The 26,981-nt window shown below is 63.7% G+C and carries 16 protein-coding genes and 1 pseudogene; 10 read left to right on the top strand and 7 right to left on the bottom strand.

The genetic code is table 11. The annotated features are described in order from the left end of the window. Positions 1-162: 162 nt before the first annotated feature. The gene (locus QZ656_RS24135) at positions 163-768 is read right to left on the bottom strand and encodes a DUF3025 domain-containing protein (protein ID WP_366522164.1); all 606 of its coding nucleotides are present in this window, start codon (positions 766-768) and stop codon (positions 163-165) included. A 3,776-nt stretch (positions 769-4,544) separates the two neighbouring features. Here QZ656_RS24135 and QZ656_RS24130 point away from each other — a divergent pair. From QZ656_RS24130 to QZ656_RS24120, 3 genes are all read left to right on the top strand, one after another. Further along, entirely contained in the window at positions 4,545-4,748 is a 204-nt protein-coding gene (locus QZ656_RS24130) for a hypothetical protein (RefSeq protein WP_366522159.1), read from the top strand. A 154-nt stretch (positions 4,749-4,902) separates the two neighbouring features. Beyond that, on the top strand, positions 4,903-5,283 hold the full coding sequence (locus QZ656_RS24125) for a BON domain-containing protein (protein ID WP_366522158.1): 381 nt from the start codon (positions 4,903-4,905) through the stop codon (positions 5,281-5,283). Beyond that, entirely contained in the window at positions 5,214-5,393 is a 180-nt protein-coding gene (locus QZ656_RS24120) for a hypothetical protein (protein ID WP_366522163.1), read from the top strand. Before QZ656_RS24125 ends, QZ656_RS24120 begins: the two co-directional genes overlap by 70 nt. A gap of 157 nt (positions 5,394-5,550) precedes the next feature. Here QZ656_RS24120 and QZ656_RS13190 read toward each other — a convergent pair whose 3' ends face one another. The 5 genes from QZ656_RS13190 to QZ656_RS13170 all read right to left on the bottom strand — a co-directional run bounded on the left by QZ656_RS13190 (position 5,551) and on the right by QZ656_RS13170 (position 13,979). Continuing rightward, a complete protein-coding gene (locus QZ656_RS13190; RefSeq protein ID WP_291993817.1) occupies positions 5,551-5,919 on the bottom strand; it encodes a hypothetical protein in 369 nt (122 codons plus the stop codon). Positions 5,920-6,075: 156 nt separating this feature from the next. After that, complete coding sequence (locus QZ656_RS13185) at positions 6,076-7,884, bottom strand: sodium:solute symporter family protein (RefSeq protein WP_291993816.1); 1,809 nt, start codon at positions 7,882-7,884, stop codon at positions 6,076-6,078. A gap of 10 nt (positions 7,885-7,894) precedes the next feature. Continuing rightward, positions 7,895-8,149, bottom strand: a complete 255-nt coding sequence (locus QZ656_RS13180) for a DUF4212 domain-containing protein (RefSeq protein WP_291993815.1) — start codon at positions 8,147-8,149, stop codon at positions 7,895-7,897. A gap of 215 nt (positions 8,150-8,364) precedes the next feature. Beyond that, a complete protein-coding gene (locus tag QZ656_RS13175; protein ID WP_291993855.1) occupies positions 8,365-9,801 on the bottom strand; it encodes a potassium transporter TrkG in 1,437 nt (478 codons plus the stop codon). 302 nt (positions 9,802-10,103) lie between these two features. After that, positions 10,104-13,979 (bottom strand): DUF3683 domain-containing protein, encoded by a 3,876-nt coding sequence (locus QZ656_RS13170; protein ID WP_291993814.1) that lies wholly within the window; start codon positions 13,977-13,979, stop codon positions 10,104-10,106. A gap of 610 nt (positions 13,980-14,589) precedes the next feature. Here QZ656_RS13170 and QZ656_RS13165 point away from each other — a divergent pair. From QZ656_RS13165 to QZ656_RS13140, 6 genes and pseudogenes are all read left to right on the top strand, one after another. Then, entirely contained in the window at positions 14,590-15,783 is a 1,194-nt protein-coding gene (locus tag QZ656_RS13165) for a cation:proton antiporter (protein ID WP_366522157.1), read from the top strand. 2 nt (positions 15,784-15,785) lie between these two features. Beyond that, the gene (locus QZ656_RS13160) at positions 15,786-16,922 is read left to right on the top strand and encodes a YbdK family carboxylate-amine ligase (protein WP_291993813.1); all 1,137 of its coding nucleotides are present in this window, start codon (positions 15,786-15,788) and stop codon (positions 16,920-16,922) included. Positions 16,923-16,980: 58 nt separating this feature from the next. Further along, positions 16,981-18,498 (top strand): annotated as a pseudogene (gene ilvA / locus QZ656_RS13155) (threonine ammonia-lyase, biosynthetic); the annotation flags it as partial. A gap of 113 nt (positions 18,499-18,611) precedes the next feature. Further along, a complete protein-coding gene (gene cysK / locus QZ656_RS13150; protein WP_291993853.1) occupies positions 18,612-19,544 on the top strand; it encodes a cysteine synthase A in 933 nt (310 codons plus the stop codon). A gap of 13 nt (positions 19,545-19,557) precedes the next feature. After that, a complete protein-coding gene (locus QZ656_RS13145; RefSeq protein WP_291993812.1) occupies positions 19,558-20,700 on the top strand; it encodes a PatB family C-S lyase in 1,143 nt (380 codons plus the stop codon). 58 nt (positions 20,701-20,758) lie between these two features. After that, complete coding sequence (locus tag QZ656_RS13140) at positions 20,759-24,340, top strand: EAL domain-containing protein (RefSeq protein ID WP_291993811.1); 3,582 nt, start codon at positions 20,759-20,761, stop codon at positions 24,338-24,340. Here QZ656_RS13140 and QZ656_RS13135 read toward each other — a convergent pair. Then, complete coding sequence (locus QZ656_RS13135) at positions 24,337-24,960, bottom strand: 5-formyltetrahydrofolate cyclo-ligase (RefSeq protein ID WP_291993810.1); 624 nt, start codon at positions 24,958-24,960, stop codon at positions 24,337-24,339. The genes QZ656_RS13140 and QZ656_RS13135 overlap by 4 nt on opposite strands. 43 nt (positions 24,961-25,003) lie before the next feature. On the opposite strand from QZ656_RS13135, the gene QZ656_RS13130 reads away from it, so the two are divergent. After that, complete coding sequence (locus QZ656_RS13130) at positions 25,004-26,947, top strand: lytic transglycosylase domain-containing protein (RefSeq protein WP_291993809.1); 1,944 nt, start codon at positions 25,004-25,006, stop codon at positions 26,945-26,947. Positions 26,948-26,981 lie beyond the last annotated feature (34 nt).

Raw genomic sequence — 26,981 nt, 5'->3', positions numbered from 1 at the left:
GCGAGCCACGCCCATGCTTTCCCTATTTGGCTGTGGCTCCGATGGGTTTCCGTGCCGTCCGTGTTACCACGTCCGCGTTGAGCTCTTACCTCGCCGTTTCACCCGTACTGCCCGCTTTCGCGATGACTAGGCGGTCTGCTTTCTGTTGCACTTTCCGTCACCTCACTGTGCGGCCCCGTTCGTTAACCGCATCCTGCTCTGCGGAGCCTGCGGATTTCCTCTCCGTGCGCGAAGGTTTTCAAACCAACCCGTTGCCCAGCGGCTGCCTGGCCGACTTCCCCGCGCTATTATACGCTGCGCCGGCGCGCCCGGCCGGAATTGCCAACAGTCGTCGTAATCGCTGGGGCGTTTTCCGCTAGCCGGTGTCACGCCGGCAAGCGCGAGCAAGGGCAAGGCTGGAAAAACCCTCGGCTGGACCTTGGTAATATCCGGCCGCCACTCACCAGCCAGGCGCTGGTCGATGTCGCCACTGTGCGGGGCAGCGACCAACAGCGCAGCCAGTGGCTTCGCGACCTCGTCGGCACGGCCTGTGGCGGTCATGCCCTTAAACGCTGGCAGCAACTGTTCGTACGGTCTCGTTCCTAAAACGAAGCAGCGCAGGGCGCGTATGCAGGGTCGGCGCGCGCTCCCAGAACAGAGCTTTTCCCCTCGAAGCCACCGCCACACGGCATCAGCCGACGGAACGGACGAGACGACGACGACGCCGCCTTCGTCGAAATGGTCATCGCGTCTCGAGCGCCACACTGCTGTTGGGCCGGGCACGGCCATCGCGCGGCCGTGGCGCGCAATCACGCCGCCTTACTCCCAACGGAAAAGCTCAGCCAGACAGTGCGTTAAAGAATCGGCTCAGTTGTCGGCGCGTCGCCACCCGCCTCGCCGCGCGCCCAGCTACTTGCTTCGTAGGCCATAACCGCTAGCGTGCGGCGTGCACGAAGAACAGGCGCTGTCCGCTGGCGGGCGCAAATCCGTCCGCGGCACTCAGAAGTTGCAGCGCGGGCCACTCGGGCGCCAATCTATCTTCTTGAGGCATCGTCGACAGGGGGGCGAACAGGCCGCCCGGCGAAGGCCAGACAGCCGTGTCAATTCTCCGCCGGCCTTGACCGCGTCCGCCGCCGTCGCACTCTTCGGCGCGGCGACAAAGATCAAGTTGCCGCTACGCATCTGGAGCTTCCCGGCAAAGCCCCTCCCCCTCGGGCCGGCTCTTCGTCAGGGTCCGCGCAAAGCCTTGACACGTTCGCGGTCTCGACGACGAAATCCGTTTTTCCCCCCGCTGCTGAAATCCATGCATCGTTACCAGGCGAGTAGACCTCAAAGCGGGTTTCGGCACTTGCCGAACCGCTGTCGTGGCGACGCATGCACTCGGGCATTCGCGCCGCGCCCACGGCGTACGTGCCGTTCGTTCCCCAGAAAAAATTCTGCAGACGCGAATCACGTCCAGCGAATGCTGACGCTCGAGTCGACTCGAAGGGCGCTCGTCTGATCCGAGCAGGGCGACGCAGGCAACGGCAGCAGATCAAGACGCGCAGACGTTTTCCACGACAAAGGCAATCTCATCGATCAAATCCCGAGAAGCAGCAAACAGAATAATCAAAGGTCATCACACGAGCAGCCCGGCCATCGTAGAGCTCGTCCGGCACTATCGGAACCAGCGACTCGGCCGTCGCCGTAAGCAAAGCTCTGGGCGTTCGCCACTCCTCCCTACCGCGTCACCTGTCCCGGCGTTGCGCGCAACTCGTAAAATCGGCCTCATTGAAAACTGGCGAAGCCTCCAGTCGATTCAGGTTCTTGGCTGACGCAAAAGCCTCTGGTAGAGTTCGAATTGCGGCGTTGGCGGTTATAGTTCAGGGGGCCGCACAACCGCAGGTTCTGACTTACCTTGGTCGTTGTGCGTGCGGTGCAGAATCGGTGCCAAAAAAAATTTCGGCTCCCGGAAGTCGCCGCGCGCAGAGTGCCTGGCGATGGACCTTCGCTCTTGAGGACCGGTAGGCAGTAATACTGCGTGCTGATGGGGGGGGGGCCCACCGTCAAAAATGGCGTTGCGATTGTAAAGCAGTGATCGCGGTGAATCGGTCGCCCGCCACCCTTGGCCCGTCAAATCAGCAACAAATGTCCGGCGGGCGTCGCTGGTCGTGATATGTTTCGAAAACGACCTGAGACCCGAGTACGCAGCCAGCAAAGGGTCGCAGGATGCGTTCAATGACAACCTTTTTTCGCGTCGAAGACGTCGATCGCCGTTCGGGGTTCACCTGCGTCCATGGGCACGACCTTGGCATGCTGGTACCTTTCCATCTCCTCGAGAACCGCCGCGCAGGCCCAGATCGCTTGACACCAGCGTCCGAGTTGGTCGTCGCCCCGGCCGATAGATCTCAACCGCGCGTAACGAATCGCTATCTGACAGCCCTCCGAATCTCCATCGACCGTCGTTCCGTCGGTCAGTACAATGCATCAGCGTCTCGAATATCGTACCCTCGTGCACGCCGCCCAGAATGCGCGCGCGGTAGGTGCGGCGGCAACAACCGTTGTCACCGGCGGACGGAGATTGGGCCTCACGATGGCCCGCGCAAACTGCCGCGCGCGTATGCTGCCAGCAGCTTGCCAACGCCTCACCATCACGCAGATGGAGTGCCAGTCTCAGGGCGGTAGGGTAATCTGGCATTTGTTGGCTCAGCAAAGAACTCGATCGTTGTAATTCTAGAGATTTCCGCGGCCGCCGGCCGCGCGGTCCGCCGCCGGGCAGATGCCACCGCCAGTCAGAGCCGCCCGCCGCCGATGCGCCGAGCCAAAAATAACCGCTGCCAGGCAAGCCCGTTGATAGAGAGCGTGCTTCCGTCGCCGGTGATTGCGTGCCCAGCCTGCTCTCCTGACTGTACCGACAGGCATCCGTGCGTCAGCAACCTCAAGAAGCCCCGCTCGCCCTCGAGTCGTTGCGGCCGGTTGCTCCCCGGAGCAGGCGCAGCAACGAAACTCGCCACGGTTTGCCGGATTGGCGTCTTCCAGCGCCAGTCGTTAGCGGGCGGCCCAGCGCGCAGGACATTGACGGCTCTCGACACTTGGTCAACTCACGCTGCCAGAACCAGCGTCCTTGTCGGCTGAAGAAGGACCGCCCGAGCGGCGACGGTGTCGACAATTCGAGTGCGGCGCCTCGTAGAACTCCAGGCGCGTTATGCAAATGCGTCACTCACTCCAGAGCCTCTGCACGCTGCCGTCCTTGGCGGGCAAGAGAACCGTAGAACAGGAAAGGGCTTTCGCTGATACCCGCGTCGGAAAGTGCGCGATCGCTGCCAGGTACGGTAGCGGGATCACACGATAGCCTTCGCGGCAACTCTGGCCACCATCGGGGCGCCTTGATCGGACAGCCGCGGGCGTCCGGCAATGCGACCCAGAGGCGAACCGAGTCACCGAGCGCAACCGCCCGATGGACCTTCTGCCAGCGCCTTCCTCGTTGTCTGTTGCTCCGCCAGCAGGCGGAGCATGCAGCCGTAGTGCCGGAGCACAGCGGCGCGGCTGTGACGGGTATCCTCGGCGGCCACCCACGGCACCGCCGCAGGACTTTCGCTGGCCCCTGGCTGATGTTCGCCCAGATGACCGGAGCGGGGTGGGAACGCATATAATGCGGGCAATTCTTCCGTCATGATGGGGGCCGCATGTTGGGTGACACGATAGCACGACCGTACCTGCGGGACCTCCGGCAGCCCTGAATCGATCGCGATGAACTCGCCGCGCGCCTACCCTGAAGCGGCATGCGCTGACCATCGTCGCGCGGCATTACCTCTGCCGCTGTGGCTAAGTGGAGTCTGAATCTGTCGCGAAACCGGCCCTCGTCCTGGTCTTTGGTCTACGTGCGCTTGCTGGCGCAGCGCCAGCCATGGCGGCGCTGCGGCCGTATCACAGCCGCCAAGCAGGCACGCATCGCCCTTGCCGCACACCACTTCCCTGTTCGTCGCATGGGGGCCGAGAGCCCGACTGCCGCTAGATCGACTGCATCGTCTCGACGCACTGTCCGATTGCGTGCGATCGATGGATCCGCGATGGCGTTTCTGCCGCCTATCACGGCGGTTTCGGCGGCGCGACGAACCAGGTCCTCGTGAGCCGCTGGTGTTTAGAATCTGCGCCTGCGTCGTTCACCGGAACGAACTCAGCCCATACGATCCCTCTGCATCAGCCACAATTTCAAGGACAGCGCGCAACCATCTTGACGCCATCGACGCACTGGCCGGGCCGGTCGCGCAGGCGATCGCGGTGATGCGGTGCCTCTGAGGCAACGGCAAAAATCCTCCGCCTGCGGCAATGGTGGTTCGGCCGCCGACGCGCACCACTTGGCCCCGAACTGTTCGGCGCTCTTCGAGGCCGACACTAACACCCGAACTCGCGGCGATCGCGCTGACCACCCGCTTCGCTTCGAATCATCCTCGGCGATCGCCAACGACCTATGGTTTTCAAGATGGTATTTGGCCAACACAAGGACCGCACTCCATTGCGGCCAGCCCTGCTAAGTATCTGGTCGCCATCTCGACATCGGGAACTCGCCCAACGTCATCGAGGCGGTGAACGCGGCGCACGCCAACGACCTCCGCGTCATCGCCTTGACCGGCAAGGGCGGTGGCGCCATCGGCGAGCTTCTGTACGACACAGATATCCATATCTCGGTGCCGGCCGAGCGCACGGCACGCATTCAGGAAACACACTTGCTGATCATCCACTGCCTTTGCGATGGTATTGATTGCCTGCTCATGGGAGTCGAAGAATGAACAAGGCCCTGGCCACACCCTGCTTCTTGGGGCCACGCTGATCCCGATGCTACAGGGCTGCATTACTCTCGTCGCGGCCGGCGCAACGCAGGTAACGTTGTCGGCAAGTCGATCGCCGATCTCTTGGCACGCAAACCGAAGACGAAACCATCGAATGGAAGGCCTCCGGCGAAGTCAGCGAGAAGCGGGCAAGGAATCGCATACCAATTTTACGAGCTACAACCGCAAGGTGCTGGTTACCGGCGAGGTAGCTTCCGAAGCGACCAAGGCCGAAGTCGAACGCCTGGTCGCCGCCATACCGCAGGTCCGCGGCGTCTACAATGAGCTCGCCGTTGCCCCGGCCACTTCACTGAGCACCCGCAGCAACGATTCCTATATCACCACCAAGGTCAAGGCGCGCTTCGTCGATTCCGGCAAGTTCAACGCCGTTCATGTCAAGGTGGTGACCGAAATGGCGTCGTCTATCTGCTCGGGCTGGTCACCCAGCGCGAAGCCGATGCGGCGATCCAGGTGGCACGAACGACCAGCGACGTGAAAAAGGTCGTGACGCTGCTGGAGATCATCCCGGCTGCCAAGGCCGAAGAACTCGACGTTCACATCGAGCCCCGCCCGCCCGCCAATCCTGACAGCAGCGACGGCGGCTAAGCGCCAGCAGCTCCTCCGCGGTCCGCGCTGGCCGGCGAAAGGCACGGCGCGTCAAGCAAGCGCGTGCGCTGGGCCGGAGCCGGAGCCGGGAAACTCTTCTCCGCGCTTCGGCCGCTATGACGCGACCGTCATCGCCAGGACAGTAACCTGGAGAAAATCAAGTGCGGTCTTTGGGCGCCACCTGCTTCTTCTTTCCCCACATCGGGTGCGCATGCTGGCGAAGAATGAAGTCGGCAAAGAACTTCATCCAGATCGTCGAACCGGCAATCGCGCTCCAGATGTCGTATGCGACGCCACCGATGACGATCATCAGGATCACTGCCACCACGATGCCACCGGCAACCAGGTTGATGGCCGCCGCGTAGGGCGCATATTTTGCGGGGTCGGCGGGTGGCTGACCGCTTTTCAGTGCCACCTCGGAGAAATCCCGCTGGACGAGGATGCGCCATGCCCGCCGCAGCCAGAAGAAAGCAATCGGGAAGAGGCCGAGAAACAGTATCCATGTAATCGCGACGCTGATAGTCATCCACTACTCCTGTTGTTCCGCGCGCTTGCGCGGACGGCAATACACTTCACTTCGCAAAGCAGCAAAGAAAAACCCCGCCAAACGTACCAGCGGGGTTCTTCTTGCCCGCTACCGCCGGCCACAGCCGACGGCAGCGGGATCATAAGCTAGTTACGCTTAGTGCGAACCACTGACCGCCTTCGAGCCGCGTGGAATACGCACGGCTTCGACCATCGCCTGGATGTGCGCCGGCGGTTCCGGGGTCATCTTATCGACCAGGAAGGCGACGCCGAAGTTCACCAGGGCACCAATCGCGCCGAAGGCTTCCGGCGTGATGCCGAAGAAGCTGTTCGGACCACCGATCAGGTCGAGGTACTCGGTACCCTTGATGAAGAAGATACCCTTGGCTGCGAAGACGTAGAACAGTGTGATGAACAGGCCGGCGAGCATGCCGCATATGGCACCTTCCTTGTTCATCTTCTTCGAGAAGATACCCATCATGATCGCCGGGAACAGCGAACTCGCCGCGATCCCGAAGGCCAGGGCTACCGTACCAGCCGCGAAGCCCGGCGGATTAAGACCCAGATAGCCAGCGATGACGATCGCCACGGCCATCGAAATCTTGCCCGCCAGCAGCTCGTTTTTCTCGCTGATGTCCGGAACGAAGACGTTCTTGATCAGGTCATGCGAAACCGCAGCGGAGATGGCCATCAACAAGCCAGCAGCGGTCGACAGAGCAGCAGCCAGACCACCGGCAGCCACCAGCGCGATCACCCAGTCCGGCAGCAGAGCGATTTCCGGGTTGGCGAGAACGATGATGTCGGCGTTGACCGTCAGCTCGTTACCCTTCCAGCCGGCGGCTTCGGCCTTGGCCTTGAATGCGTCGCTCTTCGACTTGTCGTTGTAGTACTGGATGCGACCGTCGCCGTTCTTGTCTTCGAATTTCAGCAGACCGGTCTTTTCCCAGCGCTTCATCCAGTCCGGACGATCGGCGTACACCAATTGCGAGTCAGCCGCGTAAGGATCGGCATTGCCCATCACTACGCCCGGGGTGATCGTGCGCAGCAGGTTGGTCTTGGCCATCGCGGCAACGGCAGGCGCCGTGGTGTAGAGCAGGCCAATGAAGATCAGCGCCCAACCGGCGGAACTACGCGCAGCAGCGACCGTCGGCACCGTGAAGAAGCGCATGATGACGTGCGGCAGGCCGGCAGTACCGATCATCAGCGACATCGTGTACACGAACATGTTCAACATGCCACCAGCGTCTGACGTGGTGTAGTTGGCAAATCCGAGATCGGTGACCACCAGGTCCAGCTTGTGCAGCAGCGAGACATCCTGGCCAACAATGTTGGAACCCAGACCGAGTTGCGGGATCGGGTTGCCGGTGAGCTGGATCGAGATGAAGATCGCCGGAATGATGTAGGCCGAGATCAGCACGCAGTACTGTGCAACCTGCGTGTAGGTGATGCCCTTCATGCCACCGAACACGGCATACAAAAAGACGATGCCCATGCCGACGTAGATGCCGGTTTCGCTGGTGACGCCGAGGAAGCGCGAGAAGGCCACACCGACACCGGTCATCTGGCCGATGATGTAGGTCAGCGAGGCGACCAGCAGGCAGGCAACGGCGACCGTGCTGGCGGACTTCGAGTAGAAGCGGTCGCCAATGAACTGCGGCACGGTGAACTTGCCGAACTTGCGCAGATACGGAGCGAGCAGCATCGCCAGAAGCACGTAGCCACCGGTCCAGCCCATCAGGAACAGACCGCCGCCGTAACCCATATTGGAGATCAGGCCAGCCATCGAAATGAACGACGCGGCCGACATCCAGTCCGCGCCGATCGCCATGCCGTTCATCACCGGCCCGACCTGGCCGCCGGCCGCGTAGAACTCGCTGGTGCTACCGGCACGAGCCCAGATGGCAATGCCGATGTACAGCGCGAAAGTCGCGCCGACGACCAGGTAAATCGTTGTTTGCAGATCCATTATTGGCCCCTTATTCTTCGTGAACGTCGAATTGACGGTCGATTTCGCCCATCTTCTTCCGATAGTAGAAGATCAGCGCGATGAATATGTACATCGCCCCCTGTTGGGCAAACCAGAAGCCCAGGGGATAGCCACCCAGATGAATGCTATTCAGTGCCGGCGCGAACAGGATGCCGGCACCGAACGAGACCAGAAACCACACGACCAGGATCTTGCCCAACAACCCGAGGGTCGCCGACCAATAGGCCTTTGCGCTGTCTTCCATGATTACCTCCTCCAATTTTATTTTGATCAACTTGGCGGCTCCCGAAGTGCCCAAGGGAACCACCGGGGCGATTATTGATGTCGATTCTTACTGGAAGCTGACATCAGATCAGAAAGTTGGATGGGTCCGCGAACCATCTCGAGATCGCGTGGTCGCCTCTGGCGAGGCGCGGACGGGCCTCGGCGCCGGCCCCTTGCAGAACGTCGCGCGAACGGCTAGCGCCGCCAGAAAGCCGGCATCAGAAGCACCAGCAAGGTGAAGATCTCCAGACGCCCGAGCAGCATCGCCCAGGTGCATACCCAGGTCTGGAAGTCGGTCAGGACGGCGTAGGTCGTCGACGGACCGACCAGATTGAGGCCGGGGCCGGTGTTGTTCAGGCAGGCGACGACCGCCGAGAAAGCGGTGATGATATCGAGATGCGTGGCGACCATCAGCAGCGTCAGCAAGACGATGCTGACCACGTAGATGAACATGAAGCCGAGAATGGCGTGCAGCACCGGGTCGGGAATCACCGTCTCGCCGAAGCGTACGGGCTGCAATCCGCGCGGGTGCATGGCGCGCATCAGTTCGCGAGACACCTGCTTGTAGAGGACTATCGCGCGCATCATTTTGATACCGCCGCCGGCCGACCCCGAGCAGGCGACGAAACTGCCGAGGAAAAGGATCCACAGCTGCCCGAACAAAGACCACAGTACGTAGTCAGTCGTCGCGAAGCCGAGCGAGGTGGCCAGGGAAACCGAGTGGAACGCGACATAGCGCAGCGTCGTCGGGAAATCGGGGTAAATCCCGGTCGGCCATAGGTAGAGCGACAGCGCCAGGATGCTCAGGGCGAGCGTGCCGAGGAAATAGTGCGCCTCGATGTCGACGCGATAGGCGCGCAGCGAGCGTTGCGAAAAAGCGAGGAAGTGCGTGCTGAAACTGATACCGGCGAGCAAGGCGAAGACCATGACCACCAGTTCGATGTCCAGGCTGTCGAAGTGGCCAAGGCTGGCGTCCTTGCTCGAGAAACCGCCGAGACCCATGATCGAGAAGGCGTGCATCATCGCGTCCCAGCCGCCCATCCCCATCTGGTAAAGGGTGGCGCCACAGGCGACGGTGAGAATCACATAGACCACCCACAGGCCCTTGGCGGTTTCGGTGATCCGTGGCGTGATCTTCGAGTCCTTCATCGGACCCGGCGTTTCGGCCCGAAGCATGCCGCGCCCGCCGAAACCGAGCAAGGGCAAAACGGCAACGGCAAGAACGACGACGCCGAGGCCGCCGATCCAGTGCATGAAAGTGCGCCAGAAGTTGATCGACAGCGGCAGCGCGTCAAGCCCCGACAAGACCGTTGCGCCGGTTGCCGTGAGGCCCGAGACGGCTTCGAAATAAGCGTCGGTCCACGACAGACCGTCAATGTGCAGGTAAAGAGGCAGCGCCCCGAAAGCCGGCAACAACGACCAGATCAGCGCGACCAGCAAGAAACTCTCGCGGACCCGCATCTCGCGCTGCTGGCGGCCCACCGACAGCGACAGCAGCGAACCGCAGGCGACGGTGATCAGTACGGCCTCATCGTAGGCGCCGTGCGCGCCGTCGGCGGTCAGCCACGAGATCGCCAGCGGGATCAGCATCAGCAAGCCGAAACCGGTGATCAGGACGCCGAGAACGAACAGCGCCGGCGCGAACCGGTTCTCCGAGAGAAATCCCCGCGAACGTGCGACAACCGACGACGATCCAGGCAGCTTTACGATGTTGATCACCAGCCTTCCGGATCTGCCGAGACTGGCCACGCACGGGCAAATCCGAGACGAGCAGGGACAGAAAAAAGCCGCTGCAGATCCGGTAGTGTTGCCGATTCGGGCAGCCGCGGTGTGGCCGGCATTCTAACCCGAATGCTCGTCAAAAGCGCTGCAGCTGGCGCCTTGCTGCACCGGGCACGACGCGGCGCGGCGGCTGCGCCGCGTCGTGCCAGCGACTAGAGCAGCACCCGCTCGATGCCACCATTGTTGGCGCGACTGACGTAACGCGCCATCCAGTCGTCGCCGAGCAGCCGTTTGACCATCTCGACGACGATGTAGTCGGCGTCGGTGCCGCTGTCGTCGTTGTAGCGCGACAGACCTTGCAGGCACGACGGGCACGAGGTGAGCAACTTGACCTCGCCGGCGAAACCGTCGGCCCGCAACTTGCCAACGCCCTTTTCGATTTCCTCCTGCTTGCGGAAGCGCACCTGCGTCGACACGTCGGGACGCGTCACCGCCAGCGTCCCGGACTCGCCGCAGCAGCGCTCGGAGAGCTCGACCGGCTGCGCCATCAAGGCGTTGACCACCTTGATCCCGGCCATCGTTCGCATCGGCACGTGACAGGGGTCGTGGTACATGTAGCGCGTGCCGCTGACACCGTCGAGCGTGACGCCCTTCTCCAGCAGATATTCGTGAATATCGAGCAAACGGCAGCCGGGAAAGATCTGCTCGAAGTGGTATTTCTCGAGCTGGTCCATGCACGTGCCACACGAAACGATCACCGTCTTGATATCCAGATAGTTCAGCGTATTGGCGACGCGGTGGAAGAGCACCCGGTTGTCGGTGGTGATCGCCAGCCCCTGGTCGGCTTCGCCGGCGGCTGTCTGCGGGTAGCCGCAGCACAGGTAGCCCGGCGGCAGCACCGTCTGTGCGCCGATTTCGTAGAGGATGGCCTGTGTCGCCAGGGCCACTTGTGAGAACAGCCGCTCGGAGCCGCAGCCGGGAAAGTAGAACACGGCATCGCCGTCGTAATCGGGCGCGGCAACCTTGTGCGGGTCGCGGATCACCGGCACGATGCGGTCGTCCTCGATGTCAAGCAGGGCGCGCGCCGTGCGCTTGGGCAAGCCGCCGGGCATCGGCTTGTTGATGAAGTGGATGATCTGCGATCTCAGTGCCGGCGCGCCCAGCGTTGCCGGCGGTTGCCGCGTCTGCCCCTGGGTCAGCCCCAGCGACTTCGCGGCACGGTACGCCAGGCGCTGCGCGCGATAGCCCCAGTCGATCATCAGCTTGCGCACCAGCTTGATCGTCGCCGGGTCCTTGATCGTCAGAAAGGCCATCGCCGCGGCCTTGGCCGGGACGAATTTCTTCTTGCCCTGTTCGCGCAGCAGATTGCGCATGCGGATCGAGACATCGCCGAAGTCGATGTCGACCGGGCACGGCGTCGCGCACTTGTGGCAGATCGTGCAGTGATCGGCGACGTCGTTGAACTCCTCGAAATGCTTCAGCGAAACGCCGCGCCGGGTCTGTTCCTCGTAGAGGAAGGCTTCGATCAGCAGGGAGGTAGCGAGGATCTTGTTGCGCGGCGAGTACAGCAGGTTGGCGCGCGGCACGTGCGTCGAACACACCGGCTTGCATTTGCCGCAACGCAGACAGTCCTTGACCATCGTCGAGATGTGGCCGATCTCCGATTGCTCCATGATCAGCGACTCGGTGCCGAGCAGCGAAAACGACGGCGTATAAGCCCTGCTCAGGTCGGCGCCAGGCAGCAACTTGCCCTTGTTGAAGTGCCCCTCGGGGTCAACCCTCGCCTTGTAGTCACGGAACGGACGCATCTCGTCGTCGCTGAGGAATTCCAGCTTGGTGATACCGATGCCGTGCTCGCCAGAAACGACGCCGTCGAGCGCCCGCGCCAGCGCCATGATCCGCTCGACTACGGCGTAGGCGGCTTGCAGCATTTCGTAGTGGTCGGAGTTGACCGGAATATTGGTATGCACGTTGCCGTCGCCGGCGTGCATGTGCAGCGCTACGAAAAGACGGCTACGCAGCGTTTCCTGGTGGATGGCGACGATCCGTTCGCGCAGCGGCCGATAAACGACGCCGTCGAAAATATCGGCGAGCTGTGGTTTCAGTTCGCTCTTCCACGAAACGCGCAGCGAGTAATCCTGCAGGCGATGGAAGAGCGTCGGGCTGGGCGCCCGGTTTTTCAGCTCGCCGGCGTGCACGCCGAATTCGGCAAAGCGTGCTTCGGCTTCCGGCAGCGGCCGGTCGAGACTGTCGAGCAGCCACTGCCAGCGGCGGCGGACGCTGGCGACCGTTTCGAGAGCCGTCGCTCGCCGGTCGCCGATCAGCAGCTCCTTGTCGAGGTCGCTGTCACCGCGGTGTAGCGGCAGCTCGCCGCGCAGAAATGCGGCCAGCGCGTCGCACAGCGCCAGCTTGTTGGCGATCGACAGCTCGACGTTGATGCGCTCGATACCGTCGCAGTACTCACCCATCCGTGGCAGCGGAATCACCACATCTTCATTGAGCTTGAAGGCGTTGGTGTGGCGTGAAATGGCCGCGGTGCGAGCGCGATCGAGCCAGAATCGCTTGCGGGTTTCGGCGTCCACGGCGATGAAGCCTTCGGCGCCACGCAGATTGCACAGGCGGACCACTTCTGACGCGGCGCTCATCACGGCGTCCTCGTCGTCACCCACAAGATCGCCGATCAGGACCATTTTCGGCCGGCCGGCATTCTCGGCCCGACGCTTGGCCTTGGTCGCGTAGCCGACCGCTCGCAGGTAGCGCTCATCAAGGTGTTCGAGGCCGGCGAGCAGGACGCCGGCGCTTTGACCGCCGCCACCTGGCTGAAAATGATCGGTGATCTCGACGATCGCCGGCACCGCCTCGCGGACCTGCCCGAAAAACTCCAGGCAAACGGTGCGCGCGTGTTGCGGCATGCGGTGCAGAAGCCAGCGTGCGGCCACGATCAGACCGTCGGTCCCTTCTTTCTGAACGCCGGGAAGACCGGCGAGGAACTTGTCGGTGACGTCCTTGCCGAGACCCGCCTTGCGAAATACTCGACCGGGTATGGCGAGAATTTCGGGCTGCCCGTAGAGCGTTTTGCCGTCCTTGCGGAAGCGTCTGATCTCGAAGGACACCAGCTCCTGCTCGTGGATCTTGCCGAAGTTATGCCCAATCCGCGTCACTTCCAGCAGGTGCCCGCTCGGATCGACCAGGCGCCACCATGCCAGATTGTCGACCGCCGTCCCCCACAACACCGCTTTCTTGCCGCCAGCATTCATCGCGATGTTGCCGCCGATACACGAGGCATCGGCCGAAGTCGGGTCAACGGCGAAAACCCGGCCAGCCGCCGTCGCGGCTTCGGCGACGCGGGCAGTGACGACGCCGGCGCCGGTACGAATCGTCGCGTACGGGCGATCGCAGCCTGGTAGCAGCCGTTCCTCGACCTCGCCGATAGCGAGCAGTTTTTCGGTATTGATCACCGCCGACAGCGGCGTCATCGGAATCGCGCCGCCGGTGTAACCAGTGCCGCCGCCGCGCGGAATGATCGTCAACCCGAGCTTGATACAGGCGCGCACCAGCGGGCCAATCTCGTCTTCATTGTCCGGGTGCAGAACGACAAAGGGGTACTCGACGCGCCAGTCGGTGGCGTCGGTGACGTGCGAAACGCGCGCCAGGCCGTCGAAGGCGATGTTATCCCGGCGGGTGTGCCTGAGCAGCGCCCTCCTGACCCGGGCGCGCAGCCTGGCGGTGTCGTCGAAGTGACGCTCGAAGGCATCGACCGCCGCCGTCGCCGCGACGATCAGCGGCGAGACGCGGTCGTTGCCCTGGCGACGCTTCTCGATTTCCCGCAGGCGGTGACGAAGCGCCTCGACGAGCGCCAGCCGTCGGTCGCGCTTGGCCAGCAGATCGTCCTCGAGATACGGGTTGCGCTGGACGACCCAGATATCGCCGAGCACCTCGTAGAGCATCCGCGCCGAGCGGCCGGTGACGCGTTCGGCTCGCAGCTGCTCGAGCAGCGCCCACTGCTCGGCTCCGAGCAAGCGAATAACGATCTCGCGGTCGGAAAACGAGGTGTAGTTATAGGGGATTTCGCGCAGACGTGCGTTCATCGATTTCCTCGACTGCCGGCAAAGGGCGGAGTTTAGCTTACTGCAATGCAGCATCACAGCGCCGCTTGCCGAAGCCGCGCCGACTGATGGCAATCCGCTCGCGCCACGAGACGGGCACGGCGGCGGTGGCACCGAGATTCCACTGGTTTGCCCTGAGCTCCTCGGGTATTCTGTGGCAACAAACTTCGGAAAATTCAATGCTCAGGAACACCGACCGCGCATTGAACAGGGCGCTTGGCAAGCGGCGGACGCTGCCTGGAGGCACTGCCAGAGCCATCGGCCGGCCGCCGACCGCGGCACGCGCAGGCAGCCGGCAGCGGCAAGAAAGTCGCCCGATGGCGTCATCACGATGGCGCGCTGCGGCCAAGGACTCGCCCGTTGCCGCGTGCCGGCGCGTGGCTAACGGTCATGACATGTCGAGATACCCCAGATCATGAAAGTAATGACCGCTCCCCTCTCACTTGCAGTGCGCATTCCGGCTTGCACGCGGGAATCGTTCGCCGGGCAGGGAGCAGGCTCCCTGAATTCCCCGCCTCACCCCTGGCCCTTCTCCCGCAAGGGGAGAAGGGAGTTTCGAGAGTCGCGTACGCGACTTTTACATTAAGAAGACGTGATACCCGAGACTCTGCAGACGCTGTTGATCGCCGTCGCCTGGCCGCTGGCGATTGCCGTCGCCTGGACCGTCGGCGAGCTCGCTTATCGCTTGCTGTCGCTGCCGCGAATCAGCAGTTACGGCATCGCCGGCTTTCTTATGGCGGCCAACCAGGGCGGCTTTCTCGCCGACCCGTCGGGCGGGCCGGTGACGCTGCTGGCGCACTTTGCTTTCGCCTTGATCCTCTTCGAGCTCGGCTACCGAATCAATTTGCGCTGGCTGCGCGTCAATCCATGGCTGGGAGCAAGCGGCGTACTCGAAGCGCTGAGTACCTTTCTGGCTGTGTTTGCGCTGGCGCGCGCGTTCTCCATCGCGCCGGTGCCGGCGCTGTTGCTGTCGGCGCTGGCCATGTCGACTTCGCCGGCGGCCGTGCTGCGAGTGGCCAACGAAGTCGGCAGTTCCGGTCAGGTGACCGAGCGCGCCTTGCACCTGACCGCAGTCAACTGCGTCCTGTCGGTCCTCACCTTCAAGGCAGTCGTCGGCTATTGGCTGCTGGCGAGCATCGACAGCGCCTTCGGAGCGATATGGAACAGCCTCGGCGAGTTCGTCGTTTCGGTGGCCATCGGCGGGCTTTTCGGCGTTGCCGTGCCGGCCCTGCTGCGCCAGATCGGCGACGTCGAGCGGCACGCAACGGCCGCCTTCGCCGTCGCTACCTTGCTGCTCACCGCTCTGACGCACGCCCTGGCCTTCTCGCCAATGCTGGCGGCGCTGGCTTTCGGGCTGGTCGCCCGGCACCGGCGGGTGATTCTGTCGAAGGCGCAGAGCAACTTCGGCACGCTCGGCGACCTGCTGACGGTTCTGCTGTTCGTTTTCGTCGCCGCCTCGCTCGACTGGCGACCTGCGCCGACGGCCATCGGCATGGTGCTGGCCATCGTTCTCGTACGCCTGACCGTCAAGACCGCGGCGGTGACGCTCTTCGCGCGGCTCAGCGGCACCACCTGGCGCAAAGGCGCGCTGACCGGACTGGCGATGACGCCGATGTCGGTACTGGTCATCGTGCTGCTCGAACCGACACGTCATCTTCATCTCTACGCGCTCGACCAGGTCACCGGCCTGGTCGCCATCGCCCTGCTGCTCGAGGTATTCGGCCCGCTGGTCAGCCAGCGCGCCTTGATCTGGGCCGGCGAAACGCGTCACCTGGACGCTCCCTGACGATGGCGCTCACCGCCTTCAAGGCCGGCGAAGCTCTGACCATGGGCGTCGAACTCGAACTGCAGCTGGTCAACTGGACCGATTTCGACCTTTCGGGCTCGGCCAGCGACATCCTCCACCTGCTGCAGGCGAAGAAATTTCCCGGCGAGGTGAAGCTCGAGATCACCGAAAGCATGATCGAGGTCGCAACCGACGTGCATCGCCACCACGAGCAGCTCCTGGAGCAACTTCGCCGCATCCGTGACCAACTGGTGGTCGCCAGCGACCGCCTCAACGTCGCCGTCTGCGGTGGCGGCACGCACCCGTTTCAGCGCTGGTCCGAGCGGCGCATCTCGGCAAAGCCTCGCTTCCTGCAGCTATCGAGCTTGTACGGCTATCTGGCCAAACAATTCACCGTCTTTGGTCAGCATGTACACATCGGCTGCGCCAGTGCCGACCAGAGCCTTTACCTGCTACATGCCCTGAATCGCTACCTGCCGCACTTCATCGCCTTGTCGGCCTCGTCGCCATTCTTTCAGGGCGTCGACACGCGCTTCGACTCGGCGCGCCTGAACTCGGTTTTCGCTTTTCCGCTCAGCGGCCGCGCGCCCTTGATCTTCGACTGGCACGAATTCGAGCACGACTATTTCGCCAAGATGGAGAAGACGGGCGTCGTCAAGAACATGAAGGATTTCTATTGGGATATTCGCCCGCAGCCCGAGTACGGCACCATCGAGCTGCGCGTCTGTGATACGCCACTGACCGTCGAACGCGCCGCAGCCCTGGCCGCCTACTTGCAGGCCCTGTGCCGGATGCTCCTGCAAGGCGACGAAGCCGCGCCAATCGAGGACGATTATCTGGTCTATAACTACAACCGCTTTCAAGCGTGCCGCTTCGGACTCGACGGCGTCCTGGTCCATCCAAGAAACCACCAGAGTTTGCCGCTGCGTGACGACATTGTCGCTACCTTGCGCCGCGTGGCGCCACACGCGCGAGTCCTCGGTAGCCAGGCCGCGCTCGACGAGTTGCAGCAGGCGATCTCTTCCGAAGGCAACCACGCCAGCTTTCTCCGGCAACAGTTCGACGCCGCCGGCAGTGTGCAGGGCATGGTCGCGGCAGCGGTGACGCTGTTCCGGAAAGGCCGCATCAGAGCTCGCTGAGACGATCACGCGCTTCTGCTGCTAGAATCGCCGGTTTCCGCAAGGGAACGCTCCCGCTGCCGCCATGCCAACGGACTACCTCGAAAAAATCCTCAATGCGCAGGTCTACGACGTTGCGATCGAAACGCCTCTGGACTTCGCGCCAAGCCTGTCGGCGCGCACCGGCAACCGTATCCTTCTGAAGCGCGAGGACCTGCAGCCGGTTTTTTCCTTCAAGTTGCGCGGCGCGTACAACAAGATCATTCATCTGCCGGCCGAAAAGCTCAAACGCGGGGTGATTTGCGCGTCGGCCGGCAACCACGCCCAAGGTGTCGCGCTGGCGGCGGCCAAGGTCGGCTGCCGCGCCGTGATCGTCATGCCGACGACGACGCCGCAGATCAAGATCCAGGCGGTGCGCGCACGCGGTGGCGAGGTGGTGCTCGCCGGCGATTCCTTCGACGACGCCTACGCGCATGCACTGGAGCTCGAGAAAGCCGAAAAGCTGAGCTTCGTGCACCCCTTCGATGACCCCGACGTCATCGCCGGGCAAGGGACCATCGGCATGGAAATCCTCCGCCAGCACGCGCAGCCGATTCATGCCGTATTCTGCTGCGTCGGTGGCGGCGGACTGATTTCCGGCGTTGCCGCCTACATCAAGCGGCTCCGGCCGGAAACCCGAATCATCGGTGTCGAAGCCAACGACGCCGACGCCATGGCCCGTTCGCTGAAAGCTGGCCAGCGCGTCCGGCTCGATCACGTCGGTCTGTTCGCCGATGGTGCGGCGGTCAAATTCGTGGGCGAGGAAACGTTCCGGCTCTGTCAGATGTACGTCGATGAGATGGTCCTGGTCAGTAACGACGCCATTTGCGCGGCCATCAAGGACGTTTTCGAGGACACCCGGGCGGTGCTCGAACCCGCTGGTGCGCTGGCGCTGGCCGGTGCCAAGGAGTACGCCAGAGCGCACAAGCTGAAAGACAAGACTCTGGTGGTCATCGCCTCCGGCGCCAACCTCAACTTCGACCGCCTGCGCTTTGTCGCCGAGCGCGCCGAGCTTGGCGAACAGCGTGAAGCCGTCTTTGCCGTCACCTTGCCCGAGCGTCCCGGCGCCTACAAGAAGTTCGTCGCGCTGATCGGTTCGCGCAACATCACCGAGTTCAACTATCGCTACAACGACCCGCAAGAGGCGCACGTCTTCGTCGGCATTCAGGTCGCGTCGCGCGCCGAGTCGATGAAGCTGCTCGAGCAGCTGCACAAGCACCATTACGCGGCGCTCGATCTGACCGATGACGAAATGGCCAAGGGTCATATCCGCCACCTGGTTGGCGGCCACTCGCCGCGGGTCGACCACGAAATCCTCTATCGCTTCGAGTTTCCCGAGCGCCCCGGTGCGCTGATGAACTTCCTCAACAGCATGAGCGCCGGCTGGAACATCAGCCTCTTTCATTACCGCAACCACGGTGCCGACTACGGTCGCGTGCTGGTCGGCATGCAGGTACCGCCGAGTGACATGGGAGCCTTTGAGGAATTCCTGAAGAAGCTCGGTTACGCGCATTGGAACGAGAGCCACAATCAGGCCTACAAACTGTTCCTCGCTTGATGTGCCCTGCGCCAGCGCGCTCTGGCTGGCGACGCAGCGAGCACTCGGAACGCCACTTTTCGTGACTAAACCAGCCTGCCCAGACGGCTTTAGAGGAGACCTTCAAGATGACCATGAACATCGCCAACAGCGTCACCGAGCTGATCGGTAATACCCCACTCGTCAGATTGCACCGGATCGCAGCAGACATCGACGGGACCATCGTCGCCAAGCTGGAGTTCTGCAATCCGGCGCATAGCGTCAAGGATCGCATCGCTCTGGCGATGATCGACGCGGCGCAGGGCGCCGGCCAGATCGGCCCGGAAACGATCGTTCTCGAACCGACCTCGGGGAACACCGGCATCGGTCTGGCGATGGTTTGCGCGGCGCGCGGCATCAAGTGTTGCTTCGTCATGCCGGAAACGATGAGCCGTGAACGCCGCCTGCTGCTCAAGGCTTACGGCGCCGAACTGGTGCTCACGCCGGGGCCCGACGGCATGGCCGGAGCGATCCGCCGCGCCGAAGAAATGGCCGCCGCCGACGCACGCTATTTCATCCCGCAGCAGTTCGAGAACCCGGCCAATCCGGCGATTCACCGGGCAACGACCGCCGAAGAGATCTGGCGCGACACGCATGGTCAGGTCGACATCTTTGTCGCGGGGGTCGGCACCGGCGGCACCATTACCGGCGTCGGCGAAGTCCTCAAGGACAAGAAGCCCGGCGTGCAGGTGATCGCCGTCGAACCCGACGCGTCACCGGTGCTGTCAGGCGGCGCCAAAGGGCCACATCCGATTCAGGGGATTGGCGCCGGCTTCGTCCCGCAGGTGCTGAACACCGGCATCTACGACGAGGTGTTGCGAGTCACCGCCGACGATGCCTTCGCCATCGCCCGCCGGCTGGCGACCGAAGAGGGCCTGTTGGTAGGAATTTCGTCCGGGGCGGCGGTCTGGGCGGCGATGGAAGTTGCGCGTCGGCCGCAGAACGCCGGCAAGCTGACGGTCGTCGTCATCCCTTCGTTCGGCGAGCGCTACCTGTCTACACCGCTGTACGCGCATCTCGAGGTGTAAGGGGAGCGCGGCGATGGACGGCTTTGACTTCGAGCAGGTGATCGAGCGTCGCGGCGGTGATTCGCTCAAGTGGAACAAGTACGCTGGCCGCGACGTGCTGCCGCTGTGGGTCGCCGACATGGATTTTGTCGCGCCGCCAGCGATCATCAGCGCGCTCGAGAAGCGCGTCGCGCAGGGCTGTTTCGGCTACGCCGAGCCGTCGCCATCGCTCTACGAGGCGGTCCTCGGCCACCTGCGCCGCACTTACGGCTGGCGCGTCGAGGCCGACTGGCTGGTGTGGTTGCCGGGGATGGTCAGCGGTCTCAATATTGCCTGTCGAGCAGTCGATGGCGATGTGCTGACCGCGACGCCGATCTATCCCCCTTTTCTGTCGGCCCCGCGCTACTCCGGCCGGCAGCTGGCGACGGCGCCGCTGCGGCTGTCTGGCGGTCGCTGGGGCTGGGACCTGGCGGCGCTGGCGGCGGCGGCGACCCCGAGCAGCCGCCTACTGCTGCTTTGTCACCCGCACAACCCGGTCGGCCGCGCCTGGGACGAGGCCGAGCTGGCAGCCATCGCCGCCTTCTGCAAACGCCAGCAGCTGCTCGTCTGCTCGGACGAAATCCACTGCGGCCTGGTGCTCGACGAGCACCGCCGGCACATCCCGCTGGCGATGATCGACGCCGACCTCGCGCAGCGCAGCATCACCCTGATGGCGCCCTCGAAAACCTGGAACATTCCGGCGCTCGGTTGCGCCTTTGCGATCATTCCCGAGGTGGCGCTGCGGCGGCGCTTCAGCGCCGCCATGCGCGGCATCGTGCCACACGTGAATGTCCTCGGTCTGGTGGCCACGGAAGCCGCCTATCGTGACTGCGACGACTGGCAGCAGGCGCTGATCAAGGTTCTGCGAGGCCATCGCGATCGCCTCACGGCGGCGATCGGCGGCATGCCTGGCCTGCGCATGAGCCACGTCGAAGCGACCTACCTGGCGTGGATCGATGCGCGTTCTCTGGGCGTCGCCGACCCGACCGCCTTTTTCGAGGCCGCTGGCGTTGGTCTTTCCAACGGCCTTGATTTCGGTCTGCCCGGTTGGCTCAGGCTCAATTTCGGCTGCCCGCGCGCAACGCTTGAAGCGGCACTGGCGCGGATGCTGTCGGCGTGCGCACAATTGCCGCAGTGAAGTTCATGAGCGGCGAGCACGTTGCTTTCGGTCGGTAGCGCGCCTAGCATGCAAGACTTTGAATGCCGACACGGGCGAGCTCGAACAAATGGCGCCGTTTCCCTTTTTGCATAGGCTGTGGTCCGGTCGCTGGGCGATCCTGTTGGGCGTCGCGCTGGTGTCCCTGTCGATTACCGGCTGGGTCAGCAAATCGCTGGCGGATGCGGCCCGGGAACGGCTTGAGCAACGCTTTCGGCAGGAAGCGGGCGTCCGCAGCGACCTCATCCGCCAGCGTATTGTCGATCAACTCGACAACCTGACGACGCTGCAACGCCTGTTCAGCAGCGTCGAGACCGTCGACTGGGACACTTTTCGGAAATTCGCCGGGCCGATGGTCGGCGACCAGGGCATGCGCGGCTTTGGCTGGTTACCGCTGGTCGAGGCCGCCGATCGCGCCGCCTTCGAAGAGCGTTCCCGGCGAATATGGGGCGAGACTTTCGCGATCAGCGAACTCGACGCCGATGGCTCCCCGCAGGTCGCGCCGGTGGGGCAGCGCCAGCGCTATTTCCCGGTCCTCTACGCGGTACCGCTGGAGCCCAACCAGTCGGCCATCGGCGTCAATCTGCATGCCGCGGCCAATCGCGGGCCGCTGATCGAGCAGGCGATCGATACCGGCCTACAGGTGAGCAGTGATGTCGGCCCGCTGCTGATCGACCAGCGGCAGACCGATATCGTCGTCGTCGTCGCAGCGGTCTATCGCGGCGGCGACATCCCGCCAACCCGCGATCAGCGGCGCGCGGCGATTCGTGGCATCACGATGGCCGTGTTGAACCTGGCGCAGCTTTTCGACGCGGCGAATGCCGATCACTCCGAGACCGGCTTGAAAGTCTCGCTGCTTGACTACACCCAGCCCGAGGATCACCAGGTGATTCGCCGCTGGCCTCCCGGTTCGGCTGGCGCGGACCTTCCCGAACAGACTTCTGTCGAGGTGTACCGTACCGATCTGGAGGTCGGCCGGCGGCTGTGGTCGATACAGGTCGAAGCGACGCAGGCGTGGCTCGCCGACAACGAGTCGCCGACCGTCCGCTATCTACCGCTGGCCGGAGCGCTGATCAGCGCGCTGCTGTTGATCTATCTGCACGCCCTGCTGAGCCGCCGGGCGATGGCCGAAGATCTTGTTCGCCAGCGCACCAGCGATCTCAGCAAGCGGCAGCAATCGTACGAAACGCTGGTCGACAACCTGCCGGCGATCATCAGTCGCCACGATGCCGAATACCACCACCTGTTCACCAACCGCGCCTTTCAGCAATCGTTGGGATTGCCGACCGGCAGCGTTCTCGGCAAGACCGTACGGCAGGTCTTCGAGGCTTACCCGGGCCTGGACCCGGCCTTGATCGATCAATGGGAAGCCGCCCTCGCTGCGGTCCATCAAAGCGGCCGCTCGCGGCACCTCGAGTTCGGCTTTCCGACCCGGCAAGGACCGCGCTTCTTCGACGGCATCGTCGTCGCCGAAGCCGCGGCGCACAGCGGCGGCGAAACGGTGCTGAGTATCTTTCACGAGATCACCGAGCGCCACACGGCCGAAGCCTGGGCACGCAAATTGTCGCTGGTGGTCGAGCAAAACCCGGCGACGATCGTCATCACCGACACCGAAGGCCGTATCGAGTACGTCAACGCCAAGTTCGTCGACACCACCGGCTACGCCAAAGACGAGGTAATTGGCCAGAAGCCGAGCCTCCTCAAGTCGGGACGAACGTCGCTGAGCACCTATGCCACGCTGTGGGCGACAATCAAGGCCGGTGGCAGCTGGCACGGCGAGTTCGAGAACCGTCGCCGTGACGGTTCGCTGTACCTGGAGCGCGCCCTGATCGCCCCGGTGCAGGATGCGCACGGCCGAACCACCAACTATGTGGCGATCAAGGAAGACATTACCGAACTGCGGCAGATGATCGACCGCCTGCACGAAAGCGAAAGTCGCTTCCGTGGCGTCGTGGCCGCAATGGCCGAGGGCTTGATGCTGTGGTCGGAAGGAGGCGAACTGCTGTTCGCCAACCCGGCGGCCGAAGAGATCTTTGCGGCCTCGCCAACAGACTTGCCGGATGACGCGGCGGGCCAAGCCGGCGCCGAGCGACTGCGCGAAGACGACACGCCCTTCCCGCCCGAGGACCTGCCCTGGGTGGTCACCATCCGCGAAGCGCGCGAGCTGCGCGAAGTGGTGATGGGCTTGCGCTCGGCCGACGGCAGCGTGCGCTGGCTGCTGATCAATGCCTCGCCGTTGAGCACCGGCAATGCGACGCCGCCGAACGCCGCCGTGGCGACGTTTACCGACATTACCGAGCGCAAGGCCGCGCAGCAGCGTGCCGAGTTCCTGGCCCACCACGACGCGCTGACCGGCTTGCCGAACCGCCTGCTGCTGCGCGACCGCGCCGAGCAGGCGATGACCCTGGCCAGGCGATCGCAGGGCCGCGTGGCCTTGATGTTCCTCGACCTCGACCGCTTCAAGACGATCAACGATTCGCTCGGACACCCGGTCGGCGACAAGCTGCTCAAGGCGGTCGTCGAGCGGCTGCGACGCTGTGTTCGCGAGTCCGATACGATTAGCCGTCAGGGCGGCGACGAGTTCGTCGTCGTTCTCCGCGACGCACGCGACGGCGAGGCCGTTTCGCGGCTGGCCGACAAGATTCAACAGCGCATGGCCGAACCTTTCCTGATCGACAAGCATGCTTTGTCGTCGTCATTTTCGATCGGCATCGCTCTTTTCCCCGACGACGGCGAAGACTTCGACGTCCTGACGCAAAAAGCCGACACGGCGATGTATCACGCCAAGCACGCAGGTCGCAACGCGCACCGCTTCTTCACCGAACAGATGAACGTCCAGGCCGTCGAGCACATGCATCTGGAAACGCGCCTGCGACAAGCGCTGGACCGCGGCGAGTTCGTACTCCACTACCAGCCGCAGGCCGACCTGAATTCGCTACAGATCACCGGCGTCGAAGCGCTGGTGCGCTGGCAAACCGACGACCAGGGCTTGGTCCCGCCGGCCAAGTTCATCCCGATTGCCGAAGAAACAGGCCTCATCGTGCCGCTCGGCAAGTGGGTCATGGCCGAGGCCTGCCGGCAGGCGCGCGCCTGGCAGGATGCCGGCTTGCCGCCATTTCCGGTGGCGGTGAATCTTTCCGGCGTGCAGTTCCGCCGTAGCGATCTGGTCGAAACGGTGATCAATTCGCTGGTCCTCGCCGACCTCGATTCGGAATGGCTGGAACTCGAGCTGACCGAGTCGATCATGATCCAGGACGCCGAGGTGACGCTCGATACCGCCCGCCGCCTGAAAGCGCTCGGCGTCAAGCTATCGGTCGACGATTTCGGTACCGGCTACTCCAGCCTCGCCTACCTGAAGCGCTTTGCCGTCGATAAGCTGAAGATCGCCCGCCCCTTCGTCCGCGACCTGCTCAGCGATCAGGGCGACGCCGCGATAGTGGGCGCGATCATCCAGATGGCGCACGGTCTCAAGCTGCGGACGATTGCCGAGGGCGTCGAGGACGCTGACATCGCCGAGGAGCTGCGCCGTGCCGGCTGCGATGAAATACAGGGCTTCTGGCTGGCGCGGCCGATGCCGCCTGACGAGCTGGCGGCCTTCGTTCGTGGCCGCCACCCTCTCTAGCGCAAGGGTCGAAAAATACCCGCTTCGGTGACCATCGCGTCGAGCGGCTGATCGTGCGCCTGTGGCGCGATCGACGGCAAACGTGCCAGTTCGAAACCGACGCCGACGACCAGCGGTCGCGGCGACAGCCCGGGCAGCGTGCGGTCGAAATAACCGCCGCCGTAACCGATGCGGTAGCCGGCGGCGTCGAAGCCGTTCACCGGTAGCAGCAGCGCTTGTGGCAGCAGGAAGTCGCCACCGACCGGCGTCGGAATCCCATAGCGATCGGCACGCATCGCGGTGCCCGGCGACCAGGCGCGAAAAGCCAACGGGCGGTTCTCGTCGATGACCACTGGCAGCAGCGCCGTGAAGCCCTGCCGCCCTTCGCTGGCCCACTGTTCGAGCAATGGCCGGAGGTCCGGTTCCTGCTTCACCGGCCAGCAGAAAGCCACGCGCATTCGCGAAAGTTGCCGAAAGCCGTCGTGCAAATGCGCACGGATGGCTCCCGAGAGGTGCTGCCATTCGCTCTCCGGCAAGGCCAGGCGGCGCGCGAGTAGTGTTTTGCGCAGCGCGCGCCGGTCGGCCAGGTGGCTGCCAACCAGGCCTTCAGCAGTGATTCCCGGGGTCGTCCGGGTGGCCATGTGATATGCTCAAAACAAGTTTTTTCAGAAAGTCCAGCTTATCATGAAGTTCCGCGACAGCGTCTTTATTGTCCTCGTCAGCTACCTTCTGGTGCCGTTCGGCGCCGCTGCCGTGACCGCCGACGAGCAGTTTCTCGCCGCGCGCGACGCCGCCCGCGCTGGCGACAAGGCCAAGCTGGAGCGCCTGGCGCCAACGCTGCAAGACTACGAACTCGCCGCTTATGTCGACTACTGGCAGCTGCTGCTCGACCTGAAGGACGCCGACCCAGCAAACGTTGGCGCCTTCCTCGAGCGTCAGCAGGGCACCTACGTCGCCGAGAAGTTGCGTATCGACTGGCTCCGACAGCTCGCCAAGCAGCAGCAGTGGGCGGCGTTTGATGTCGACTATCCACGTCTGGCACAACCCGACCAGAGCCTCAGCTGCTACGCCCTGCAGAGCCGACTGGCGCGGGCTGATCCGCGCGCGCTCGACGACGCCTTGCCACTGTGGCTGACGCTGCTCGAACCGCCTGAGCCGTGCTACCCGGTGCTCGAAGCGTTGATCGTCGGCAAGCGCGTCCTCGCCGACGCCGTCTGGGCGCGCATCCGCAGGCAGTTCGAGGCCAACAAGATAGCCGCCGCCCTGTACACCATGAACTACCTGCCACCCAGTCAAACGCCAGACAAGAAACTGGCGCAAACGATCACCGACAAGCCAATGCCCTGGCTGATCAGACTGCCGGGTGACTTCTCCGGCAATCGCCTGCAGCGCGAACTGGCGGTGCTGGCAATTCAGCGCATTGCGCGCAACGACCCGCGCATGGCCGCCGAACAACTGCAGCGGATTTCTGCTTCGCTGCTGGCCGCTGAAAAAGGCTGGGCGTGGACGCAAATCGGCCGCCAGGCCGCGCAGCAACACCTGCCGGAGGCGATGGCCTGGTACCAGCAGGCCGGCGACGCGCCGCTCTCCGACGACGCCGCCGAGTGGAAGGTGCGTGCCGCCCTGCGTACCCAGGACTGGGGAGCTGTCCGCTCGACCATTGAAAAGATGCCCCCGGAACTCGCCGCACAGTCGGCCTGGGTCTATTGGCTGGGGCGCGCGTATCGTGCTGGCGGCAGACTGGGCGACGCCGACGCGCTGTTCGCGACGATCGCCGGGCAGCCGGACTTTTACGGCAACCTGGCGAGCGATGAGCTGGGGCGGGCAATCACGACGCCGCCGAAGGCCGCGCCGCCAAGCCAGGAGCAGTTGGCTCAGGTCCAGGCCAACCCCGGCGTGCGCCGCGCGCTGGCCTTCTTTCGCCTCTCACTGCGTTCGGAAGGCGTCAGGGAATGGAACTTCGCCTTGCGGACAATGAGCGACCGCGACCTGCTGACGGCGTCCGAAATCGCCGTGCGCGCCGACATCTTCGACCGCGCGATTGCCGCCGCCGACCGCACCCGTTCCGAGCACGACTACTCCTTGCGCTACCTGGCGCCGTTTGCTGATCAGGTGCGCTCGGCAGCGCGCCAACAGGCGCTTGACGACGCCTGGGTCTACGGCCTGATGCGCCAGGAGAGCCGCTTTGTTGCTGGCGCCCGATCGCCTGTCGGCGCTTCCGGGCTGATGCAACTGATGCCGGCCACCGCCAAATGGGTAGCCGGCAAGATTGGCCTCAAGGATTACCAGCAGAGCCGGGTCAACGACACCGAAGTCAATTTGCTACTCGGTACCAGTTACATGCGCCTGGTCCTCGAGAGCCTCGACAATCACCCGGTATTGGCCTCCGCGGCGTATAACGCTGGCCCCGGTCGAGCGCGCAAGTGGCGCGCCGACGCGCCTCTGGAAGGCGCCATCTACACTGAAACGATCCCCTTCAGCGAAACTCGCGACTACGTCAAGAAGGTGATGAGCAATTCGGTGTATTACTCGGCGCTGTTTGATGGCCGGGCACAAACGCTCAAGAGCCGACTCGGAGTCATCGCGCCGCGCACCGGCGGCGAGGCCAAGGGCGAGGATTTGCCTTAAAATGTCGCTTTCCAGACACTCATTTCACCGGTAG

This window comes from Candidatus Accumulibacter sp. ACC003, from assembly GCF_907163085.1.
Classification (GTDB): Bacteria; Pseudomonadota; Gammaproteobacteria; order Burkholderiales; family Rhodocyclaceae; genus Accumulibacter.
The sequence above is the reverse complement of the archived record's forward strand: the minus strand, read 5'-3'. Positions and strand labels throughout refer to the sequence as shown.